Below are 21,300 nucleotides of genomic sequence, written 5' to 3' on the forward strand. Positions count from 1 at the left end.
CGGGGGGGGGGGGGTGGGGGGGGTTTTTCTCCCCCCCCCCCCCCCCCCCTGCTGTGTCACGAATCGTCGCCGGGCAGCGTCACCCGGCGCCGGCTGGTCAGCGACGGATCTTGCGTCCCAGGTTCGCAAAGACCGTCTCGCCGGTGGCGTCCTTCACCCCGTCGTTGTCGGTGATCACGTAGAGGTTGCCGCGCCGGTCGATCGTCATCCCTTCCAGCTTCTCCTGGGTCCAGCCATTGCCGGCGCGCAGCGTGGGCAGCACGTCGACGGCCAGTCGCTTGCGCAGCACCGGCAGCTTCTTGCCGTCGGACACGCCCTTGCTGGTGAGCTTGACCGTGTAGATCCGCTTCACCTTGGCGTCGGGGCCGTTCAGCTTGTCCCGCTCGATCACGGCCAGGGTGTCACCGTTGACCGTGGTCACCTCGCTCAGCCCCAGCCAGTCGCCCTTGGTCGTGGTGGTGTCCAGCCGGTAGCCGTAGAAGCTCCACCGCTTCTTGGCGATGTCGTAGCGGCCGATCCGGGCGACGCCCTCACCCTTTGCCTCGCGCTGGAAGGCGACGTAGAGCACCTTGCCATTGGTGCTGCCGGAGACACCCTCAATGCCCTGCTTGCCCAGCTTGGCGGCGTAACCGGCGGGCAGGGACACCTCACGCAGCACCCGGCCCTTGGCATCGGTCTCCACAAGCTTGTTCTGGTCGCCGGTCTCGCCCTCGACGCCCAGCCAGAAGCCCTTGCCGTCGCGCTTTCGCCACAGTCCCTCGACGTCATAGCTGGCCTGCTTGCCGTCCTTGGTCACCGGGGTGGCGCCGGTGATCCTGGCCGGGGTAAGGGTGGCGTCGATCGTCAGGATCCGGGTGTTGGCATAGGCGGCGTCGGTGGCGCTCCACAGCTTGCCCGGCTTGCGAGGATCCGACGCCAGCGCCCCGAGCGCGCCCCAACCGATCCCGCGGGTGGCCGTGATCTGCGGGTAGCGACGCAGTTTCGCGGCTCGGCTGGCCGCCGTGGCGCGGGTGAACTGGTAGAGCTGCACACTGGCGCGCACATTGTTCTCCGCCTCATCCACCTCACTGGAGACCACCAGCAGGTTGCGCGACGGGATGGGCAGCAGCCCCTCCGGGCCATTGGTCGAGGGCAACATCTGCAGGTACCTGGGCCGGGCCGGGTTGCTCACGTCGTAGACGGCCACCACATTGGCGCGCTCCGAGCCGACGAAGGCATAGCGCCGTCCGCGGAAGGTGGCCACCGCCAGCCCCTCCGGCTCGACGCCCTTCTTCTCCGCGCGGCTCTCCGGCCAGTTGCCGTTGGCGATCACCTGCTTCTCCAGACTGTTGCCCGCATCCCAGGTGACCTTGCCGGTGCGCGAGTCGAAGACGGTCCAACCGCGGGTCCCACCCTTCCAGTCACCCTCATTGGCGGTGGCGACGTGCCGATTGTCGATCCAGCCGATCGAATCCGGCTCGCGCGGCGCGGTGATGGTGCCCGTCGGGTTGATCACCCCGTCCTTCTTCACGTCGACGCCCTTCACGGTCGCAGTACCGGCGCTGAAGGTCTTGACCACCCGCTGGCGGCGGTAGTCGATGATCGCGATCTGGTTGTTCTCCTGCAGCGTCAACGCTGCGTAGCGACCGTTGGGGCTGATCTTGACGTATTCGGGTTCCGGATCGCTGGGAGCGGCCATGCCGCGCAGCCCGGTCAGGTTGGTGCGCTTGACCTGCCACTTGATCACCGGGCCGTCAATCCGGATCGACGACAGGTTGCCGGCCGGTGCCTGGGGGATGTCGCCCTCCTCCAGACCCTTCGGGGTGGCCTCCTCGTCGCGCTGGTTCTCGATCGCGATGGTGGCCCATTTTCCGTCGGGGGAGACGTCGATCGAGTCCGGCTGGCCGCCCAGGTCAACGGTGCGCAGCAGCTTGCGGCTCTTGGCGTCGAACACCAGCAGGGCGCCCTTGGGATGGGCGAAGTCACCGTCGCTGCGGTCCACACAGACCAGGATCTTGTTGCCGGTGGCGTAGACGCTGGTCGGCTCCCCGCCGACGGCCACGGTTCCACGGGCCTTGGGGCGCGAGGCCTTGCGGATGTCCACGAAGCCGATCCGCTTGCCCGCCGAGTCGGTGTAGACGACGGTGCGGCCGTCGGGCGTCACGGTGGAGATCTCCGCGACGGCGGGCTCGGACTTGCTGGCATTGAGGTAGGCGGGGAAGGTGGCCAGACGCTCGAAGGTGCCGCTGGTGGGCCGGGCCTGCGGCTCCGGACCGCTGGCCTCGGCGGAGGGGACGGCGGCGACCAGGCCGCAGGTCAGACTGGTGGCGGCGACCATGCCGATCCCGGCTCGCAGGCCACGACGTGTGCTGGTGGACACGATGGGGTTCTCCTTGGTTCTGGTGAGGGGCCGCGTCATCCTCGGCGCGGCAGATTGGCGACACCCTCTCAACGTCCGGTGAACCACGGGCGACGTGTGGGGAAACACCGTCCGACGGTGCCCACCGGTAGCCTTGGGCACATGCCGATCACCCCTGAGCACGTCGGGCGCAGTTACCCGCCCACCGCCCCCTATCGGATCAGCCGCGCCAAGATCGCGGAATTCGCCGCGGCCCTGGGAGGGTGCGAGGGAGGCGACGAGAACCCGGCCTATGCCGGCGAATCCCCGATCGCCCCGCCCACCTTCGCCATGGTGTTGGGGGCGCAGGCCTGGGATGCCTTGTTCAATGATGAGGAACTGGGGCTGGCGCTGATGCGCACCATGCACGCCGACCAGCGCTTCGACTGGGTGCGGCCGCTGCGCGAGGGCGACGACATCGTTGCCCAGCTGAGCATCGACAAGGTGCGCAACCGAGGCACTGCCGACATGATCGGCATCAGCGTGGCCCTGCGCACCGTCGACGGGGAACGGGTCTGCACGGCGGCCAGCCAATTGCTGCACACTCGCCCGGAAGGGGGCCAGCCATGAGCTTCGATCCCACCACGGTCGCGGTCGGGGACCTGCTGCCCGAGCTGCAGGTGCACATCACCCGGGAACGGATCGTGCGCTACAGCGGGGCATCGACGGACCTGAACCCGATCCACTTCTCCGACCGGCACGCCCAGGCGATCGGCCTGCCCGGCGTCGTCGCCCACGGCATGTGGACGATGGGCACGGCCCTGCGGGTGGTGACCGACTGGTGTGAGGATCCGGCCCGGGTCCGGAGTTACTTCGTCCGCTTCACCCGGCCGATCCAGGTGCCGGACGACGACGAGGGGCTGCCGGTGTGCTTCGGGGGCCGGGTGACCGCCGTCGAGGACGGCATCGCGACGGTGGCCCTGGAGGCCACCTGCGAACAGGACAAGGTGTTGGGAGCGGTCAAGGTGGAGGTGGCGTTGTGACGAACGACAATCCCGGTCTGATTGATCTGGGCGATCCGGCGCAGTATGGGCAGAACGACGACAATGCCTGCGACATGTGGCATGTGGACGGTGAGGCGACGCCGCGGGATCTGGGATCCGACTCGCTGGAACTCGCCGAGCACACCACCTTCCGGGTGGGAGGACCGGCCCACAAGCTGGTGGTCGCCACCACCGAGGCGGAACTGGTGGCCGCGGTGCGCGAGGCCGACCAGGCGGCAGAACCCCTGTTGGTGCTCTCCGGCGGCTCCAACCTGCTGGTGGCCGACGAGGGCTTCGCCGGCACGGTGGTCAAGGTTGCCACCCGCGGCATCAGCGCCGACGTGGCGGGCTGCGGCGGTGCCGTCGTGACCGTCGCCGCCGGGGAGGTCTGGGATGACTTCGTCGCCTTCACCATCGAACAGGACTGGTACGGCATCGAGACCCTGTCCGGGATCCCCGGCCTGGTCGGCTCCACCCCGATCCAGAATGTCGGCGCCTATGGCAGTGACGTCTCGCAGACCGTCTACCGCGTTCGGACCCTGGACCGGGTGACGGGGGAGTACCGCACCTTCACCAATTCCGAATGCGGCTTTGCCTACCGTGACTCGATCTTCAAGCAGACCCGGATGCCCGACGGCGGACCAACCGGTCGCTATGTGGTGCTCGAGGTGATGTTCCAGCTGGACCTGGGGAACTTGTCTGCCCCGATCCGCTACCAGGAGCTCGCCAATCGGCTGGGCGTCGAGGTGGGCAAGCGGGCCGAGACCCGCCAGGTGCGCGAGGTGGTGCTGGCGCTGCGCTCAGGCAAGGGAATGGTCAGCGATCCGGCCGATCACGACACCTGGAGTGCCGGCAGTTTCTTCACCAATCCGATCCTGGAGCAGGCCCAAGCAGACGCGCTCCCGGCCGAGGCCCCGCGCTTCGATGCCGGCTCCGGCCGGGTCAAGTCGTCGGCCGCGTGGCTGATCGACCACGCCGGCTATGCCAAGGGCTTCTCCGTCTCCGACCAGGCCAGCCTGTCGACCAAGCACACGCTCGCGCTCACCAACCGGGGCGGGGCGAAGGCTGAGGACTTGCTGGAGCTCGCCAGGGTGGTCCGCGACGGCGTCGCCGAGCGTTTCGGCGTGGTCCTGGTGCCCGAACCAGTGCTGGTGGGCTGCGCTCTGTGAGCGCAATTCACCGCCCTCGCCCGCGAGCTGGGTCGCCCCGCCATTCCCGGGTGATGTCGGGTGACCGGGTGGGTGATCCCAGCGGATTTGGTCGCTCGTCCGTCCGAACTCGCCCATCTGGTCACGTAGCCTCGAGGGCATCGGCATCGGGAACCCGGGCCGGTCAACGTCTCGGGGGAGAATTGTGATGCACCGACTTTTGGGCCCGGCACTGCCCACCATTGAGCTCGACGGTGTGCGGATCCATGCGATCGACTGGCGTCGGACCGTCGAGGTCGTGATGGATCAGCTGGACCGAGGCCGTGGTGGCTTGTTGCTCACCGCGAATGTGGACATCATGTTGCGGCTCGGACGGACGGAGGCCTCGGACCTCAGGACTCGCGCCACCATGATCGTGCCGGACGGCATGCCCCTGGTCTGGGCCAGTCGCCTGCAGGGCACGCCACTGCCGGAGCGCGTGACCGGTGCGGATCTGGTCTGGCACTTCTCCGAGGAGGCCGCCCGGCGCGGCCGCAAGGTCTTCCTGCTGGGAGCGGGCCCCGGCGTTGCCGAACGAGCGGGGGAGCGGTTCGTCAGCTCCTTCCCGGGCCTGCAGTTGGTGGGGACCGACTGCCCGCCCAAGGGCTTCGAACACGACCAGCAATACATGACCGGCCTGGTGGAGCGCATGAAGGCGGTGCAGCCCGACCTGGTCTTTGTCGCGCTGGGCTTCCCGAGGCAGGAGCGGGTTGCGTTGCGGCTCTTGGAGGATCTGCCGCAGACCTGGTTCATGGGCTGCGGTGGCGCCCTGGACATGGCAGCAGGGCACACCCCCCGGGCGCATCCTGCGCTGCAGCAGATCGGCGCGGAGTGGCTGCACAGGATGGGTCTGGAGCCGCGACGGATGGCGCGGCGATACCTGGTTGACGATCTGCCGTATGCTGTTCGTCTGGTCACGTCGTCGGCCTGGAAGGGTCTGCGACGGTCTTGAGGAAAGGGGTTGCATAGCCCGGTTCGACTCTTGGCGACAAAGCAACTACACTTTTCATCTTGGTGGCACCCGCGGGTGTCATCGAAGGGCAATAGCTCAATTGGCAGAGCAGCGGTCTCCAAAACCGCAGGTTGGGGGTTCAAGTCCCTCTTGCCCTGCGAAGCAGGTTCAACCTGCCGACCAGTCAATCCCCACGGGGCAGAACGTCCGGCCCGATTCAGGGCCACCGACACAAGCCGAGAGGCGCGAACGAAGGAACACTGTGGCCGACGACCAGACGCGGAAGTCTTTTGACGACGCCGAGAACGAGTCGGATCAGCAATCGTTCGATCAGGATCCCGCGGGTGACCAGCTCTCTCGCCCGGCGCGGGATCTTCCCGCAGGTGAGATCGTGGATGACGAGGCCGAGGAACTCTCCGGCGAAGACGTCGAGGACAGCACCCCGGATCACGCCGATCCGCAGGACATGGTGATCGACGATCCCGAGCAGTTGGCGGCCGCTGAGGCCGTTGCCGCGCGCGCCCGGTCGTCGCGTCCGGTCCGCCGCAAGCGCGATGTCCAGCCGCAGCCCGAGCAGCCCGCCGAGACCGAGACCCCGGCCCAGGCTCCCCGGGCCAACATGCCGAAGCCGGTTCGCAAGAGCCAGGCCAAGCAGCCCGCCGAACAGGCTGAGTCGCAGGAAACTGCCGTGGCCGCCCGGCGTGCCCCGGTTCGCAAGACCCAGGCCAAGAGCTCTGCCGCCGCCGGGGTGGCCGTAAAGCGCACTACGCCGGCTGGCTTCGTGGGCCAGTCGGTCGACGAGTTGCGCAAGGTCATCTGGCCCACCAGCTCCCAGCTCAGCCAGTACTTCGTGGTGGTTCTGCTGTTCGTCCTGTTCATCGTTGCCTACGTCGGGCTTCTCGACCCTGCCTTCGGGTGGGTGCTGTTGAAGTTCCTCGGCAAGTGACCCCAGTTCTATCTACGGAGAATCACGTGACCAATCACCCTGAATTCGACGAGTCGGCCGAGCAGACTCCCGAGGTCGAGATCGACCTGGGGCAGTTCGACGACGCCGACGAGGCTGAGGCGCCCGAAACCGAGCTGAATCTCGACTTCGGTGAGGACCTGGCCGACGAGGCCGACAAGATCGATTTGAACTTCGGCGACGATGCCGACGAGGCCGCCGAGGGCCAGGACGGCGACGAGGCGGCCGAGCCCGATGAGGATGCCGACGCCGCCCTTGAGGCCGCGCTGGAGGAGCTGCGCCAGGAACTGCGCACCAAGTTCGGTGAGTGGTACGTGGTGCACACCTACTCCGGCATGGAGAACCGGGTGAAGCAGAACCTCGATGCTCGCGTGCAGACGCTGAACATGGAGGACTACATCTTCGAGACGATCGTGCCCACCGAGCAGGCCGTCGAGATCCGCAATGGCGCCCGCAAGACCGTGACCCGAACCGTCCTGCCCGGTTACGTGCTGGTCCGGATGGACATGACCGATGAGTCCTGGTCCACCGTGCGCCACACCCCGTCCGTGACCGGCTTCGTCGGTCAGGCCCAGAATCCCGTTCCGCTGAGCCTGGAGGAGGTCGAGAAGATGCTGACGCCGTCCGTGATGGCGCGCGTCGCGTCCGAGCAGACCGCCCCGACCCCGCGGACCCGCAAGAAGGTGGAGGTCGTCGACTTCGCGGTCGGCGACTCCGTCCAGGTGACCGACGGCCCGTTCGCGGGCGTCCACGCCACCATCACCGAGATCAACGTGAACAGCCAGCGGCTCAAGGCCCTGGTCGAGATCCTGGGTCGCGAGACCCCGGTCGACCTGACCTTCCCGCAGATCGCCAAGATCTAGTTCACGTCGGCCGAGCCGCCAGCTCGGTCACCTGCAAGACCAGTGGCCACGCATCCCGCGTGGCCCAGCCAAGAAAAAGGACCCAACATGCCTCCCAAGAAGAAGGTAGCGGCGCTCGTCAAGGTCGCCCTGCAGGCGGGTGCAGCCACTCCCGCACCGCCGGTCGGTACCGCCCTCGGCCCGCACGGCGTCAACATCATGGAGTTCTGCAAGGCGTACAACGCCAAGACGGAAAACCAGCGTGGCAACATCGTCCCCGTCGAGATCACCATCTACGAGGACCGCACTTTCACCTTCATCACGAAGACCCCGCCGGCCGCCGAGCTGATCAAGAAGGCTGCCGGTCTGAGCAAGGGCTCCGCGGTGCCGCACAAGGACAAGGTGGGCAAGCTCACCGCCGACCAGGTGCGCGAGATCGCGACCACCAAGCTCCCCGACCTGAACGCGAACGACGTCGAGGCCGCCATGAAGATCGTGGCCGGCACCGCCCGTTCGATGGGCGTCACCGTCGAGTGATTCGACGCCCAGCACCTGCTGGGTGACGCTCCCCGCTGGGAGGGCCCGCGCGGTCCGGACCAGCACCTGGTGGATCAGCCCACGAGGCTGACTGCAGACAAACAAAGGAACCAGATCAATGAAGCGCAGCAAGGCCTACACGGCCGCAGCCGAGAAGCGTGACGAGAACGAGCTCTACTCCGCCGAGCAGGCGATCGAGCTCGTCAAGAACAGCGCCTCGGCCAAGTTCGACGAGACCATCGACGTCGCCATGCGACTCGGTGTCGACCCCCGTAAGGCGGACCAGATGGTCCGTGGCACGGTCAACCTCCCGCACGGCACCGGCAAGACGGCAAGGGTCCTTGTCTTCGCCAATGGCGCCAATGCCGAGGCCGCCAAGGCCGCCGGCGCGGACGAGGTTGGCTCCGACGAGCTGATCGAGAAGGTGGCTGGCGGCTACCTCGACTTCGACGCCGTCGTCGCCACCCCGGACCTGATGGGCAAGGTCGGCCGCCTGGGCCGCGTGCTCGGTCCCCGTGGCCTGATGCCCAACCCGAAGACCGGCACCGTCACCATGGACGTCGCCAAGGCCGTCAGCGACATCAAGGGCGGCAAGATCGAGTTCCGCGTCGACCGGCACGCCAACCTGCACCTGCTGGTGGGCAAGGCCTCCTTCGACGCCAAGCAGCTGGTGGACAACTACTTCGCCGTGCTGGACGAGATCCTGCGTCTGAAGCCGAACGCGTCCAAGGGCCGTTACCTGAAGAAGATCACCATCTCCTCGACCATGGGCCCCGGCGTCCAGATCGACCCCACCAAGGTGAAGCCGGCCGAGCAGGCCTGATTCATCCCCTGATCACCGAACTCCCCGTCGCCCTCTGGGCGGCGGGGAGTTCTGCGTGTGCCACGGTGCTGCCGGGCAGGCCGTCGCGCTGGTCCCCGCGCCGGCTGCGCCTGGCCCGCGGGGGAGCCGGTAACCACGTGTGGTGTGGGCGCGCCAGCCCCCACTCGTGCAGACGGCGTGGCCCGGTCGGTGTCACCGGCACCTGGGTGCAACACGATGCCCCCGGCTCCTGTGGGGAGCCGGGGGCATCGTGGCGGGACCAGAGTGCCGGTCCCAGGGTGATCCGTGGGTCGGTCAGGCCGGGCGAACGGCGCCCGCGAAGGACATCGAGTTCAGCGACGCGATCTTCACGTTCTGGCCGGTGCGGGGAGCGTGGATGACCTTGCCATTGCCGATGTACAGGCCGACGTGGCCGCCGCCGTAGAAGCCGACGATGTCGCCGGGGCGCAGGCTGGACTTGCTGACCCGCTTGAGGCCGCCGAGCTGGCCGTAGCTGGTGCGCGGGACGCTCTTGCCGGCCGAGCGCCAGGCGGCACCGGTCAGGCCGGAGCAGTCGTAGGAGGAGGGGCCGGTGGCGCCGTAACGGTAGGGCTTTCCGATCTGGGCGTAGGCGAAGGAGACCGCGCGAGCACCCTTGGCGGAGCTGCCGACGCTGCTGGTGACGCTGCGACGGGTGCTCACCTTCTTGCCGGCGCCCTTGCGCAGGGCGTTCATGGTGCTGCTGTTGGCCACGCTGGCGCGCTTCAGACCCCGGGAGGCCTGGTAGTTGCGCAGCTGGGCATTGGTCTGGCTGCCCCAGTAGCCGGTCACCTTGACCTTGTAGCCGACCTGGTTCAACGACAGCTGCAGGTAGCGAACCTGGCTGCCCTGGGCGCCATAGCCAAGACGCTTGGTGACCTTGCGGGCGTTCTGCATGGAGCAGCGCACGTTGTAGCCGGTCGTGGTGCAGCTGGCGGCCTCGGCCGGCGCCGACACAGCAAAGGTGCTGAAACCGACCGCAGCGGTGGCGGCAGCGGTCAGGGCAGTCTTGCGGAGCGTGGTCATCAGGTGTTTCCCCTTGAATAGGTGTCGGCGCCGGTGATGGCACGGTGCCGGGCGTCTTTCGCGGTGTTCTGCTCGTCCCCGATCGGGGTGACAGTGGAACACTACGGGCCTGAACGTTCTTCGCCAACTCTCAGGGTTCATTAAGGAACGTTCCGGGGTGTCCACGGATGTCCACCGATATGGACAACCCATCGCTGGCAAGCATGTTCGCGGGGCGCGGAAACTGGCAAGTGAGATAAGTCACAGTCAACCCCAGGTGGGGACGTTCACAACTCGCCCGACGCCGGGATGTCAGCCGCTCAAAGCTGAGGGTCCGACGATGGTGGGCAGGTGGCCGGGCGCCGGGTCGTTGCCCGACGGGTGGCCGTCCGCTGCCTCGCAGTCGCCCCGATTTGGTTGCGGCGTCGATCTGGGTCTAGAGTGGCAGGGCCGAAGACCGCTGGTAGTGATGAAAGTCCATCCGAGCAATCGCGATGGACGCCCGCGCAGGTGAACGCAGTACGATTCCCGAGCCCGACATGAAGATGTCGGTTTCGGAAGTTGCCCCGCGCCACTTGTGCGCCGGGGCTTTTTTGTTGCCCTGGCACCGGGCACTCGTCGTGTGTCGACGGTTTGAGGCACAGGCGGATCTCTCTGTCACGGGGAGGTTCGCGAACAACAGGAAGTGGGAAGGAGACCCAATGGCTAGGCCAGACAAGGCAGCTGCGGTCGACGAGCTGAAGCAGAGCTTCGAGAACGCCGATGCAGCCGTGCTGACCGAGTACCGCGGACTCACCGTGAGCAACCTGAAGGAACTGCGCAGGTCGCTTGGTGGAGACGCCAGCTACGCCGTTGCGAAGAACACCCTGACCACGATCGCGGCCAAGGAAGCTGGCATTGAGGGGCTCGATGAGCAGCTCACCGGCCCCACCGCTATCGCCTTCATCAACGGTGACGTTGCCACCGTTGCGAAGGGTCTGCGCGACTTCGCAAAGGCAAACCCCCTCCTGGTCATCAAGGGCGGTGTCATGGACGGAAAGGTCCTGGACGCCGACGAGGTGAAGAAGCTTGCCGATCTCGAGTCGCGTGAGGTCCTCCTCGCGAAGCTCGCAGGCGCCATGCAGGGCACCCTGCAGCAGGCCGTCTACCTGTTTGCCGCTCCGCTCTCCCAGGCCGCTCGCGCCCTGGGTGCGCTGGAGACCAAGGCGCAGGCCGACCCCTCGATCATCGCTGGCGCCGGTTCGGCGCCCGCGGCTGACCAGGAAGCCGCCGAGCCCAGCTCGGAGGCACCCGCCGCTGATGCGGCAGATGCAGCCCCGGCTGCTGACAACACCGACGCGGCCAACTGACGCTGCATCAGACAGAAATACGAAAGGACCATCATGGCCAAGCTCAGCACTGAAGAGCTCCTTGACGCTTTCAAGGAGATGACCCTGATCGAGCTCAGCGAGTTCGTCAAGCAGTTCGAGGACGCCTTCGGCGTCACCGCCGCTGCCCCGGTTGCCGTCGCCGCCGCTCCCGCGGCCGGTGGCGCTGCCGGTGGTGACGACGCCGCCGAGGAGGCCTCCGACGAGGTCGACGTCATCCTCGAGTCGGCTGGCGACAAGAAGATCCAGGTCATCAAGGAGGTTCGCGCTCTGACCAGCCTCGGCCTGAAGGAGGCCAAGGACCTCGTTGAGGGCGCCCCCAAGGCCGTCCTGGAGAAGGTCGGCAAGGAGGCTGCCGCCAAGGCCAAGGAGCAGCTCGAGGCTGCCGGCGCCACCGTCACCGTCAAGTGACCCCTTCCCCTTCGGGGGAGCGCTGAATCGTCGCCAGGGCGACCGGGAAACCGGTCGCCCTGGCTTCTTTTCTGGCCAGCTGCGCCGACCTGGGGGCGGGCGCCCGCCGACGGGTCGCCCGGATGGTGGTGGGTCGGGCCGGTTCGCAACTTAGGGGGCCCGCGCCTTTGCGGGCGCACCGGGAAGGGCTAGACTCGACTGGACTCGGAGGGGACGTGGCGCAGGGTCGCGCCGCTGGCTGGATCGGCAACCCGAAGCACCGCTGTGCGCGTGTTGCCATTGACAGACGTTTAGCGTAGTGTGTCCTTTTGCCCCATCGCCAAACCGTCGACCCGTGACTTGACTCGGGTCGTTCTGCATGCAAAGAACCCTTTCCGAGTTCTTGGAAGGACCAATATCTTGGCCGCCTCGCGCACTGCGTCGAAGAACCTGAATGTCGTCTCCACCAGCGGACGAATTTCCTTCGCGAAGATCCATGAACCGCTCGAAGTCCCGAACCTGCTCGACCTCCAGACCAAGTCCTTTGACTGGCTGATCGGCAATGAAGCCTGGCGCACCAGCGTCGACGAGGCTCTCGCTGCGGGACGTACCGATGTGAACACCAAGTCCGGACTGGAGGAGATCTTCGAGGAGATCTCCCCGATCGAGGACTTCTCCGAGACGATGTCGCTCAGCTTCCGCGACCACCGGTTCGAGAGCCCCAAGTACTCCGTGGAGGAGTGCAAGGACCGCGACGTGACCTACGCGGCACCGCTCTTCGTCACCGCCGAGTTCATGAACAATGACACGGGCGAGATCAAGAGCCAGACCGTCTTCATCGGCGACTTCCCGCTGATGACCGACAAGGGCACCTTCATCATCAACGGCACCGAGCGTGTCGTCGTCTCCCAGCTGGTCCGCTCCCCGGGCGTCTACTTCGAGCAGACCCCGGACAAGACCTCCGACAAGGACATCTTCACCTGCAAGATCATCCCGTCGCGTGGCGCCTGGCTGGAGTTCGAGGTGGACAAGCGGGACATGGTGGGTGTCCGGCTCGACCGCAAGCGCAAGCAGAACGTCACCGTGCTCCTCAAGGCTCTCGGCTGGACCGATGAGCGCATCCTGGAGGAGTTCAGCGAGTACGAGTCGATCCGTCAGACCCTGGAGAAGGACCATGTGTCCACCCAGGACGAGGCGCTGCTGGACATCTACCGCAAGCTGCGTCCGGGCGAGCCGCCGGCCCGTGATGCCGCCGAGGCGCTGCTGAAGAACTACTACTTCAACCCGAAGCGCTACGACCTGGCGAAGGTTGGTCGTTACAAGATCAACAAGAAGCTGGGCCTGGGCATGCCCTTCGACCAGCAGGTGCTGACCGTCGACGACATCGTCGCGGCCATCCACTATGTCGTCGCCCTGCACGAGGGCAAGACCGAGATCGAGCGCGACGGCGCCCAGATCATCGTCGAAGAGGACGACATCGACCACTTCGGCAATCGTCGTCTGCGCACCGTTGGCGAACTGATCCAGAACCAGCTGCGCACCGGTCTGGGCCGGATGGAGCGGGTTGTCCGGGATCGGATGACCACTCAGGACATCGAGGCGATCACACCGCAGACCCTGATCAACATCCGCCCGGTGACCGCGGCGCTGAAGGAATTCTTCGGCACCTCCCAGCTGTCGCAGTTCATGGACCAGAACAACCCGCTGGCCGGCCTGACGCACAAGCGTCGTCTGTCCGCGCTGGGCCCCGGCGGTCTGTCCCGTGACCGCGCCGGCATGGAGGTTCGTGACGTCCACCCGTCGCACTACGGCCGCATGTGCCCCATCGAGACCCCGGAAGGCCCGAACATCGGCCTGATCGGCTCGCTGGCCTCCTTCGCCCGGGTGAATGCCTTTGGCTTCATCGAGACGCCGTACCGCAAGGTCGTCGACGGCTCGGTCACCGATCAGATCGACTACCTCACCGCGGACGAGGAGGACCGTTACGTCATCGCGCAGGCCAATGCCGAGATCGACGAGAACGGTCGCTTCGCCGAGGAGCGCGTGCTGGTTCGGATCAAGCACGGCGACGTGGACACCGTCCCGCGCGACGACGTCGAGTACATGGACGTCTCCCCGCGCCAGATGGTGTCGGTGGCCACGGCCCTGATCCCCTTCCTGGAGCACGACGACGCATCCCGCGCCCTGATGGGTGCCAACATGCAGCGCCAGGCGGTTCCGTTGCTGCGCAATGAGGCCCCCTTCGTCGGCACCGGCATGGAGTACCGCTCGGCGATCGACGTCGGCGACGTCACCGTCGCCGCCAAGGCCGGCGTGGTGATGGCGGTCTCGGCCGACCTGATCGACGTCGCCTGCGACGACGGCACCTACCAGACCTACCAGTTGCAGAAGTTCAAGCGTTCCAACGCGGGCACCTGCATCAACCAGCGCCCGCTGGTCACCCAGGGGCAGCGCGTCGAGGTCGGCACCCCGCTGGCCGACGGCCCCTGCACCGACGGTGGCGAGATGGCCCTGGGCCGCAACCTGTTGGTCGCCTTCATGAGCTGGGAAGGTCACAACTACGAGGACGCGATCATCCTGTCGCAGCGCCTCGTCCAGGACGACGTCCTCACCTCGATCCACATCGAGGAGCATGAGGTCGATGCCCGTGACACCAAGCTCGGCCCGGAGGAGATCACTCGGGACATCCCGAATGTCTCCGAGGAGATGCTGGCCAACCTGGACGAGCGCGGCATCATCCGGATCGGTGCCGAGGTCGGCACCGGCGACATCCTGGTCGGCAAGGTCACCCCGAAGGGCGAGACCGAGCTCACCCCGGAGGAGCGCCTGCTGCGCGCAATCTTCGGTGAGAAGGCCCGCGAGGTGCGCGACACCTCGATGAAGGTGCCGCACGGCGAGACCGGTGTGGTCATCGGCGTGCGCGTCTTCGACCGCGATGAGGGCGACGAGCTGCCGCCCGGCGTCAACCAGCTGGTGCGGGTCTACGTCGCCCAGAAGCGCAAGATCTCCAATGGTGACAAGCTCGCCGGCCGCCACGGCAACAAGGGCGTCATCTCCAAGATCCTGCCCGTCGAGGACATGCCCTTCCTGGAGGATGGCACCCCGGTCGACATCGTGCTGAACCCGATGGGTGTTCCGTCGCGAATGAATGTCGGTCAGGTGCTGGAGAACCACCTGGGCTGGATCGCCAAGACCGGTTGGGACATCGAGGGCATCGACGGCGAATGGGCGGAGCGGCTGCGCGAGGTTGGCCTGGGCCACGTCGACGGCAACTCCCGACTGGCCACCCCGGTCTTCGACGGCGCCAACGAGGACGAGATCTCCGGTCTGCTGGAGAACGGCATCCCGACCCGCGACGGTGACCACCTGGTTGACCGCGACGGCAAGGCCCGCCTGTTCGACGGCCGCTCCGGCGAGCCGTACCCGGAGAAGGTCGGCGTCGGCTATATGTACATGCTGAAGCTGCACCACCTGGTGGACGACAAGATCCACGCCCGTTCCACCGGCCCGTACTCGATGATCACCCAGCAGCCGCTGGGCGGCAAGGCGCAGTTCGGTGGCCAGCGCTTCGGTGAGATGGAGGTGTGGGCCATGGAGGCGTACGGCGCCGCCTGGGCCCTGCAGGAGCTGCTGACCATCAAGTCCGACGACGTCCCCGGCCGCGTGAAGGTCTACGAGGCCATCGTCAAGGGCGAGAACATCCCCGAGCCCGGCATCCCGGAATCCTTCAAGGTTCTGGTCAAGGAGATGAAGTCGCTGTGCCTGAACGTGGAGGTCCTCTCCAGTGACGGCACCGTGGTGGAGCTTCGCGACAGCGAGGACGACTACCGCTCCGCCGAGGAATTCGGCATCGACCTCTCCCGTCGTCCCGGCAGCGACTCGTTCGCCGTCGTCGACGAAGTCTGAGTGCCACGGGCGCGCACCGCGCGCCCACATCCGGAAGGGCCGGCCCGACGGCCGGCCCCCGGGTGACTCAGTCAAGACAAGTACTCAGACATTTGAAGTTTCCTGAACCAACAGGAGAAAGAGAACCAACGTGCTGGACGTGAACTTCTACGACGAACTCCGGATTGGCCTGGCTGTAGCCGACCAGATCCGCGAGTGGTCGCACGGCGAGGTCAAGAAGCCGGAAACCATCAACTACCGCACCCTGAAGCCCGAGCGCGACGGCCTCTTCTGCGAGAAGATCTTCGGCCCCACCCGGGACTGGGAGTGCAACTGTGGCAAGTACAAGCGGGTGCGCTTCAAGGGCATCATCTGCGAGCGTTGTGGCGTCGAGGTCACCCGCTCCAATGTGCGCCGCGAGCGGATGGGCCACATCGAGCTGGCCGCCCCCGTGACCCACATCTGGTACTTCAAGGGCGTCCCGTCCCGGCTGGGCTACCTGCTGGACATCGCTCCGAAGGACCTGGAGAAGGTCATCTACTTCGCGGCCTACATGATCACCTCCGTCGACGAGGATGCCCGTCACCGGGACCTGCCGTCGCTGGAGGCGAAGGTGGAGACCGAGCGCAAGCGGCTGGAGCAGCGCCGCGACGCCGACATCGAGGCGCGGATGGCCAAGCTCGAGGCTGACATGGAGCAGCTCGAGAGCGAGGGCGCCAAGGCCGACATCAAGAAGAAGGTGCGCGACGGCGCGGAGAAGGAGCTCAAGCAGCTCCGCGACCGCAGCCAGCGCGAGCTGGACCGGCTGGATGCCGTCTGGACCCGCTTCAAGGGCCTGAAGGTTCAGGACCTGGAGGGCGACGAGATCCTCTACCGGGAGATGAAGACCCGCTTCGGCAAGTACTTCGAGGGCTTCATGGGCGCCGAGGCGATCAAGCGTCGCCTGGCCACCTTCGACCTGACCGCCGAGGCCGAGAACCTCAAGAACACCATCCAGACCGGCAAGGGCCAGCGCAAGACCCGCGCCCTGAAGCGGCTGAAGGTGGTCTCCGCCTTCCTGGACGGCAAGAACTCGCCGGCCGGCATGGTGCTGGACGCCGTCCCGGTCATCCCGCCGGACCTGCGTCCGATGGTGCAGCTGGACGGTGGCCGTTTCGCGACCTCCGACCTGAACGACCTGTACCGTCGCGTGATCAACCGCAACAACCGTCTGAAGCGCCTGCTGGATCTCGGTGCGCCCGAGATCATCGTGAACAACGAGAAGCGGATGCTGCAGGAGGCAGTGGACTCGCTGTTCGACAACGGTCGTCGTGGCCGCCCCGTCACCGGGCCGGGCAACCGTCCGCTGAAGTCCATCAGCGACATGCTGAAGGGCAAGCAGGGCCGCTTCCGCCAGAACCTGCTGGGCAAGCGCGTGGACTACTCGGGCCGTTCGGTCATCGTGGTGGGCCCGCAGCTCAAGCTGCACCAGTGCGGCCTGCCCAAGGCGATGGCGCTGGAGCTGTTCAAGCCCTTCGTGATGAAGCGGCTGGACGACCTGAACTACGCCCAGAACATCAAGAGCGCCAAGCGGATGGTGGAGCGTCAGCGCCCCCAGGTGTGGGATGTCCTCGAAGAGGTCATCAAGGAGCACCCGGTGCTGCTGAACCGGGCACCAACCCTGCACCGTCTGGGCATCCAGGCCTTCGAGCCCCAGCTGATCGAGGGCAAGGCCATCCAGCTGCACCCGCTGGTCTGCACCGCCTTCAACGCCGACTTCGACGGCGACCAGATGGCCGTCCACCTGCCGCTGTCCGCCGAGGCCCAGGCCGAGGCGCGCATCCTGATGCTGTCGACGAACAACATCCTGAAGCCGGCCGACGGTCGTCCCGTCACCCTGCCGACCCAGGACATGATCATCGGCATGTACTTCCTCACCCAGGAGCGTGAGGGTGCGGGCACCGGCAAGGCCTTCTCCTCGCTGGCCGAGGCCCTGATGGCCTTCGATCGCAAGGAGCTGCTGGTCGGCGCCAAGATCAAGCTGCGGCTGAAGGACATCGTCGCCCCCGAGGGCGCCGAGGTCCGTCCCGACGGCACCGCGATTCTGGAGACCACGCTGGGCCGTGCCATCTTCAACGAGGCGCTGCCGGCCGACTACCCGTTCATCAACGAGACCGTCGGCAAGAAGCAGCTGGGCGCCATCGTGAACGACCTGGCGGAGCGCTACCCGAAGGTGCAGGTTGGCCAGACCCTGGACAACCTGAAGGACCTGGGCTTCCACTGGGCCACCCGTTCCGGCGTGACCGTCTCCATCGGCGACGTGCAGACGCCGCCGAACAAGCCGGAGATCATCGCCGGCTACGACGCCAAGGCCGCCAAGATTGACAAGCTGTACGAGCGTGGCGCCGTGACCGAGGACGAGCGTCGTCAGGAACTGATCCAGATCTGGACCGACGCGACCGCCGAGCTGACCAGTGCGATGGAGAAGAACTTCACCGCCACCAACCCGATCTTCATGATGGTGCACTCCGGTGCCCGAGGAAACATGACGCAGATGCGTCAGATCGCGGCCATGCGTGGCCTGGTGGCCAACCCGAAGGGCGAGATCATCGCCCGACCGATCAAGTCCAACTTCCGTGAGGGCCTGTCGGTCCTGGAGTACTTCATCTCCACCCACGGTGGTCGTAAGGGCCAGGCCGACACCGCGCTGCGTACCGCCGACTCGGGTTACCTGACCCGTCGTCTGGTGGACGTCAGCCAGGACGTGATCATCCGCGAGGAGGACTGCCAGACCGAGCGCGGCCTGACCAAGCCGATCGCGGAGGTTGACGAGGCCGGCGTGCTGCGGATCCTGGGCAATGTCGAGACCGCCGTCTACGCCCGCACCCTGGCCGTCGACTCCGTCGACGACAAGGGCAACGTGGTGGTGCCCGCGGGCACCGACCTGGGCGACGAGGAGATCAAGGCCATGGTTGAGGCCGGCATCTCCACCGCCAAGGTGCGTTCGGTGCTGACCTGTGAGGCCGCCACCGGCACCTGTGCCATGTGCTACGGCCGTTCGCTGGCCACCGGCAAGCTGGTCGACGTGGGCGAGGCCGTCGGTATCGTCGCCGCCCAGTCGATTGGTGAGCCCGGTACCCAGCTGACGATGCGTACCTTCCACACCGGTGGTGTGGCCGGCGACGACATCACCCAGGGTCTGCCCCGAGTGGTCGAGCTCTTCGAGGCCCGCCAGCCCAAGGGCAAGGCCCCGATGGCCGAGGCCGCGGGTCGGGTCACGATCGAGGAGGGTGACCGCTCGCGCAAGCTGGTGATCAAGCGCGACGACGGCCAGGAAGACCTGGAGTACCCGGTGCCGCGTCGTGCCCGTCTGGAGTTCGAGGACGCCAATGGCGTCAAGCACTCGATCAAGGACGGCGACCACGTCGAGGCCGGCGAGCAGCTGACGGCCGGCACCCTGGATCCCCAGGACGTGCTGCGGGTTCGCGGTGTGCGCAAGGTGCAGGAGCACCTGGTGGAGGAGGTCCAGCGGGTGTACGGCACCCAGGGCGCCCCGATCCACGACAAGCACATCGAGATCATCATCCGGCAGATGCTGCGTCGGGTGACCGTGATCGACTCCGGCGACACCAAGATGATGCCCGGCGAGCTCGTCGACCGCCCGACCTACGAGAGCCAGAACCGCACGGCGCTGGCCGAAGGCGGCAAGCCCGCCGAGGGTCGTCCGGTGCTGATGGGTATCACCAAGGCGTCGCTGGCCACCGAGTCCTGGCTGTCCGCGGCCTCCTTCCAGGAGACCACCAAGGTGCTGACCGACGCCGCCATCCACGGCAAGTCGGATTCGCTGGTGGGCCTGAAGGAGAACGTGATCCTGGGCAAGCTGATCCCGGCCGGCACCGGTCTGGAGCGCTACCGCAACATCCGGGTGGAGCCCACCGCGGAGGCGAAGGCCACTGCCTTCACCATGAGCTACGACCCGTTCGACTACGACTTCGGGTCGGGCACGGGCGCGGCGGTTCCGCTGGAGGACCTGGACTTCGGCGACATGCGCTGAGTCTCACCGTGACACCCACTGGGGCGTCTTCCTTCGGGAAGGCGCCCCAGTGGCATTCACGGCCATGCCAGCACGATCCCGAGCCGGTCGCGGGGCCCGCTAGGCTGAAAGTCATGCGGATCGTCTCGGTCAATGTCGGCGCCCCTTGCGATGACCTGGGCGGCTACGGCAGGCCGACGGGGCACGACAAACGACCGGTGGACGTGATCGCCGTGAGCGACCCGGGCCCGCGCAGCCCGGACGGCCCGCGCTCCTCGGGCGTCGAGGGTGACTTCGTCGGTGACCGCAAGCACCATGGCGGTAGCGACAAGGCGGTCTACGCGGTGGGCGTCGAGGATCTGGCCCTGTGGAGCTCCCGCTTGGTCCGTGGACTGGCGCCGGGCTGGATGGGGGAGAACCTGACCACCGCGGGCTGGGACCTCAACGCGTCGATCGTGGGGGAGTGCTGGGCGATCGGCGACGTGCTGCTGCAGGTCAGCGTGCCCCGCATTCCCTGCCGCACCTTCCAACGGGTGGCCGATCGCCCGGGATGGATCAAGGAGTTCACCGCGGCGGGCGGTGCCGGCAGTTACCTGCGGGTGCTGCGGCCCGGGCGGATCGAGCCCGGGGCGGTGGCGCGACGCGTGGACGTCCCCACCCATGGGGTCACCATCCGCGACGTCTTCTGGGCACGGACCATCCGCCCGGAATTGGCCGAACAGGTGCTCCGGGCGGGTGACCTGCTGGCCGACGACGTCCGCGCCAAGTTGGTGGCACGGGTGGTCACGGATCTGAGCTGAGGATGGAGCCCGTAGCCAGCGGGCCGGACGGGGCCCCGTTTTGACCCCGGGGCACACGTCGAGTAAATTTGTGACCTGTGCTCGATCAGATCGGGCCTTTGTGCGTGCCCTGGCAGTGGGGTCGTCCTCCTAAACGTTGCGAGGTGGACGGCAACGGTGCGGAGTTCGCACTGCAGACAACTGCACCAGCTGGGGATAACGGTGGTCCACAACTGACGCGCGGGAGCTGCAAGCCAGGGTTAGACCATCCAGACAACGAAAGAGATACCAGCCGGTGCCTACAATCCAGCAGCTGGTCCGCAAGGGCCGCACTGACAAGGTCAGCAAGAACAAGACCCCCGCGCTCAAGGGTTCGCCCCAGCGTCGTGGCGTGTGCACTCGCGTGTACACCACCACCCCGAAGAAGCCGAACTCGGCGCTTCGCAAGGTGGCCCGTGTTCGCCTCTCCTCCGGGATCGAGGTGACCGCCTACATCCCCGGCGTGGGTCACAACCTGCAGGAGCACTCGATGGTGCTCGTGCGCGGCGGTCGTGTGAAGGACCTGCCCGGCGTTCGCTACAAGATCATCCGTGGCTCGCTCGACACCCAGGGTGTCAAGGGTCGCAAGCAGGCTCGCAGCCGCTACGGCGCGAAGAAGGAGAAGTAATGCCTCGCAAGGGTCCGGCGCCCAAGCGCCCCGTCATCATCGATCCGGTCTACGGGTCGCCGCTGGTCTCCCAGCTGGTCAGCAAGATCCTGCTGGACGGCAAGAAGACCACCGCTCAGGACATCGTCTACACCGCGCTGGAGGGCACCCGCGAGAAGACCGGTGTCGATCCCGTGCAGACGCTGAAGCGCGCGCTGGACAACATCAAGCCCTCGCTCGAGGTCAAGTCGCGTCGCGTCGGCGGCGCCACCTACCAGGTGCCGATCGAGGTCAAGCCCGCTCGCGCCACCACCCTGAGCATGCGTTGGCTGGTCGGTTTCTCTCGCGCTCGTCGTGAGAAGACCATGGCCGAGCGCCTCATGAACGAGATCCTGGACGCCTCCAATGGTCTGGGCGCCTCGGTCAAGAAGCGTGAGGACACCCACAAGATGGCCGAGGCCAACAAGGCATTCGCCCATTACCGCTGGTGATCTTTCGCCCCAGCTCCGGTCACCCGGTGCTGGGGCATTCAT

General features: G+C 66.7%; 17 protein-coding genes and 1 tRNA gene. 16 read left to right on the forward strand and 2 right to left on the reverse strand.

The genetic code is table 11. The features are described from left to right. Positions 1-97 precede the first annotated feature (97 nt). Positions 98-2,359 carry an esterase-like activity of phytase family protein gene (locus AAEX57_RS08840; RefSeq protein ID WP_342091980.1) on the reverse strand — a complete coding sequence of 754 codons (2,262 nt, stop codon included), beginning with the start codon at positions 2,357-2,359 and terminating at the stop codon, positions 98-100. Between the two features lie 141 nt (positions 2,360-2,500). On the opposite strand from AAEX57_RS08840, the gene AAEX57_RS08845 reads away from it, so the two are divergent. From AAEX57_RS08845 to rplA, 9 genes are all read left to right on the forward strand, one after another. After that, positions 2,501-2,947, forward strand: coding sequence for an FAS1-like dehydratase domain-containing protein (locus AAEX57_RS08845; protein ID WP_342091981.1), 447 nt, complete (start codon positions 2,501-2,503; stop codon positions 2,945-2,947). Beyond that, entirely contained in the window at positions 2,944-3,360 is a 417-nt protein-coding gene (locus tag AAEX57_RS08850) for a MaoC/PaaZ C-terminal domain-containing protein (RefSeq protein WP_342091982.1), read from the forward strand. The genes AAEX57_RS08845 and AAEX57_RS08850 overlap by 4 nt, the downstream gene beginning before the upstream one ends. Before the next feature lie 74 nt (positions 3,361-3,434). Continuing rightward, a complete protein-coding gene (locus AAEX57_RS08855) occupies positions 3,435-4,529 on the forward strand; it encodes a UDP-N-acetylmuramate dehydrogenase (protein WP_342092039.1) in 1,095 nt (364 codons plus the stop codon). Positions 4,530-4,716: 187 nt separating this feature from the next. Next, positions 4,717-5,499 (forward strand): WecB/TagA/CpsF family glycosyltransferase, encoded by a 783-nt coding sequence (locus AAEX57_RS08860; protein ID WP_342091983.1) that lies wholly within the window; start codon positions 4,717-4,719, stop codon positions 5,497-5,499. Between the two features lie 85 nt (positions 5,500-5,584). Next, positions 5,585-5,657 (forward strand) — tRNA-Trp (locus AAEX57_RS08865). A 104-nt stretch (positions 5,658-5,761) separates the two neighbouring features. Further along, on the forward strand, positions 5,762-6,445 hold the full coding sequence (secE, locus tag AAEX57_RS08870; protein ID WP_342091984.1) for a preprotein translocase subunit SecE: 684 nt from the start codon (positions 5,762-5,764) through the stop codon (positions 6,443-6,445). Between the two features lie 26 nt (positions 6,446-6,471). Beyond that, entirely contained in the window at positions 6,472-7,326 is an 855-nt protein-coding gene (gene nusG, locus AAEX57_RS08875) for a transcription termination/antitermination protein NusG (protein ID WP_342091985.1), read from the forward strand. An 87-nt stretch (positions 7,327-7,413) separates the two neighbouring features. Then, positions 7,414-7,842: a 50S ribosomal protein L11 gene (rplK, locus tag AAEX57_RS08880; protein WP_342091986.1), complete on the forward strand. Its 429-nt coding sequence runs from the start codon at positions 7,414-7,416 to the stop codon at positions 7,840-7,842. A gap of 118 nt (positions 7,843-7,960) precedes the next feature. Further along, entirely contained in the window at positions 7,961-8,665 is a 705-nt protein-coding gene (gene rplA / locus AAEX57_RS08885; protein ID WP_342091987.1) for a 50S ribosomal protein L1, read from the forward strand. Positions 8,666-8,959: 294 nt separating this feature from the next. Here rplA and AAEX57_RS08890 read toward each other — a convergent pair whose 3' ends face one another. After that, positions 8,960-9,709, reverse strand: a complete 750-nt coding sequence (locus tag AAEX57_RS08890; RefSeq protein WP_342091988.1) for a C40 family peptidase — start codon at positions 9,707-9,709, stop codon at positions 8,960-8,962. 680 nt (positions 9,710-10,389) lie between these two features. Between AAEX57_RS08890 and rplJ the strand changes: the two genes are divergently transcribed. From rplJ to rpsG, 7 genes are all read left to right on the forward strand, one after another. Then, positions 10,390-11,037, forward strand: coding sequence for a 50S ribosomal protein L10 (rplJ, locus tag AAEX57_RS08895; protein WP_342091989.1), 648 nt, complete (start codon positions 10,390-10,392; stop codon positions 11,035-11,037). A gap of 33 nt (positions 11,038-11,070) precedes the next feature. Continuing rightward, positions 11,071-11,466: a 50S ribosomal protein L7/L12 gene (gene rplL, locus AAEX57_RS08900; RefSeq protein WP_342091990.1), complete on the forward strand. Its 396-nt coding sequence runs from the start codon at positions 11,071-11,073 to the stop codon at positions 11,464-11,466. A gap of 399 nt (positions 11,467-11,865) precedes the next feature. Then, complete coding sequence (gene rpoB / locus AAEX57_RS08905; protein WP_342091991.1) at positions 11,866-15,351, forward strand: DNA-directed RNA polymerase subunit beta; 3,486 nt, start codon at positions 11,866-11,868, stop codon at positions 15,349-15,351. A 130-nt stretch (positions 15,352-15,481) separates the two neighbouring features. Further along, the gene (locus tag AAEX57_RS08910; RefSeq protein ID WP_342091992.1) at positions 15,482-19,363 is read left to right on the forward strand and encodes a DNA-directed RNA polymerase subunit beta'; all 3,882 of its coding nucleotides are present in this window, start codon (positions 15,482-15,484) and stop codon (positions 19,361-19,363) included. 113 nt (positions 19,364-19,476) lie between these two features. After that, complete coding sequence (locus AAEX57_RS08915; protein WP_342091993.1) at positions 19,477-20,142, forward strand: MOSC domain-containing protein; 666 nt, start codon at positions 19,477-19,479, stop codon at positions 20,140-20,142. 274 nt (positions 20,143-20,416) lie between these two features. Beyond that, positions 20,417-20,788, forward strand: a complete 372-nt coding sequence (gene rpsL, locus AAEX57_RS08920) for a 30S ribosomal protein S12 (RefSeq protein WP_077340453.1) — start codon at positions 20,417-20,419, stop codon at positions 20,786-20,788. After that, positions 20,788-21,258, forward strand: a complete 471-nt coding sequence (rpsG, locus tag AAEX57_RS08925) for a 30S ribosomal protein S7 (RefSeq protein WP_342091994.1) — start codon at positions 20,788-20,790, stop codon at positions 21,256-21,258. The genes rpsL and rpsG overlap by 1 nt, the downstream gene beginning before the upstream one ends. Positions 21,259-21,300 lie beyond the last annotated feature (42 nt).

Origin of the sequence: Luteococcus sp. H91 (assembly GCF_038433135.1) — a bacterium.
Classification (GTDB): Bacteria; Actinomycetota; Actinomycetes; order Propionibacteriales; family Propionibacteriaceae; genus Luteococcus.

Bases quoted from the DNA above. Each gene is read 5' to 3' on its own strand.
- AAEX57_RS08860 (WP_342091983.1), top strand. From the start codon at position 4,717: ATGCACCGACTTTTGGGCCCGGCACTGCCCACCATTGAGCTCGACGGT.
- AAEX57_RS08890 (WP_342091988.1), bottom strand. From the start codon at position 9,709: ATGACCACGCTCCGCAAGACTGCCCTGACCGCTGCCGCCACCGCTGCG.
- AAEX57_RS08845 (WP_342091981.1), top strand. From the start codon at position 2,501: ATGCCGATCACCCCTGAGCACGTCGGGCGCAGTTACCCGCCCACCGCC.
- rplL (WP_342091990.1), top strand. From the start codon at position 11,071: ATGGCCAAGCTCAGCACTGAAGAGCTCCTTGACGCTTTCAAGGAGATG.
- rplJ (WP_342091989.1), top strand. From the start codon at position 10,390: ATGGCTAGGCCAGACAAGGCAGCTGCGGTCGACGAGCTGAAGCAGAGC.
- rplA (WP_342091987.1), top strand. From the start codon at position 7,961: ATGAAGCGCAGCAAGGCCTACACGGCCGCAGCCGAGAAGCGTGACGAG.
- rplK (WP_342091986.1), top strand. From the start codon at position 7,414: ATGCCTCCCAAGAAGAAGGTAGCGGCGCTCGTCAAGGTCGCCCTGCAG.
- AAEX57_RS08855 (WP_342092039.1), top strand. From the start codon at position 3,435: ATGTGGCATGTGGACGGTGAGGCGACGCCGCGGGATCTGGGATCCGAC.
- AAEX57_RS08915 (WP_342091993.1), top strand. From the start codon at position 19,477: ATGCGGATCGTCTCGGTCAATGTCGGCGCCCCTTGCGATGACCTGGGC.
- rpsG (WP_342091994.1), top strand. From the start codon at position 20,788: ATGCCTCGCAAGGGTCCGGCGCCCAAGCGCCCCGTCATCATCGATCCG.
- AAEX57_RS08850 (WP_342091982.1), top strand. From the start codon at position 2,944: ATGAGCTTCGATCCCACCACGGTCGCGGTCGGGGACCTGCTGCCCGAG.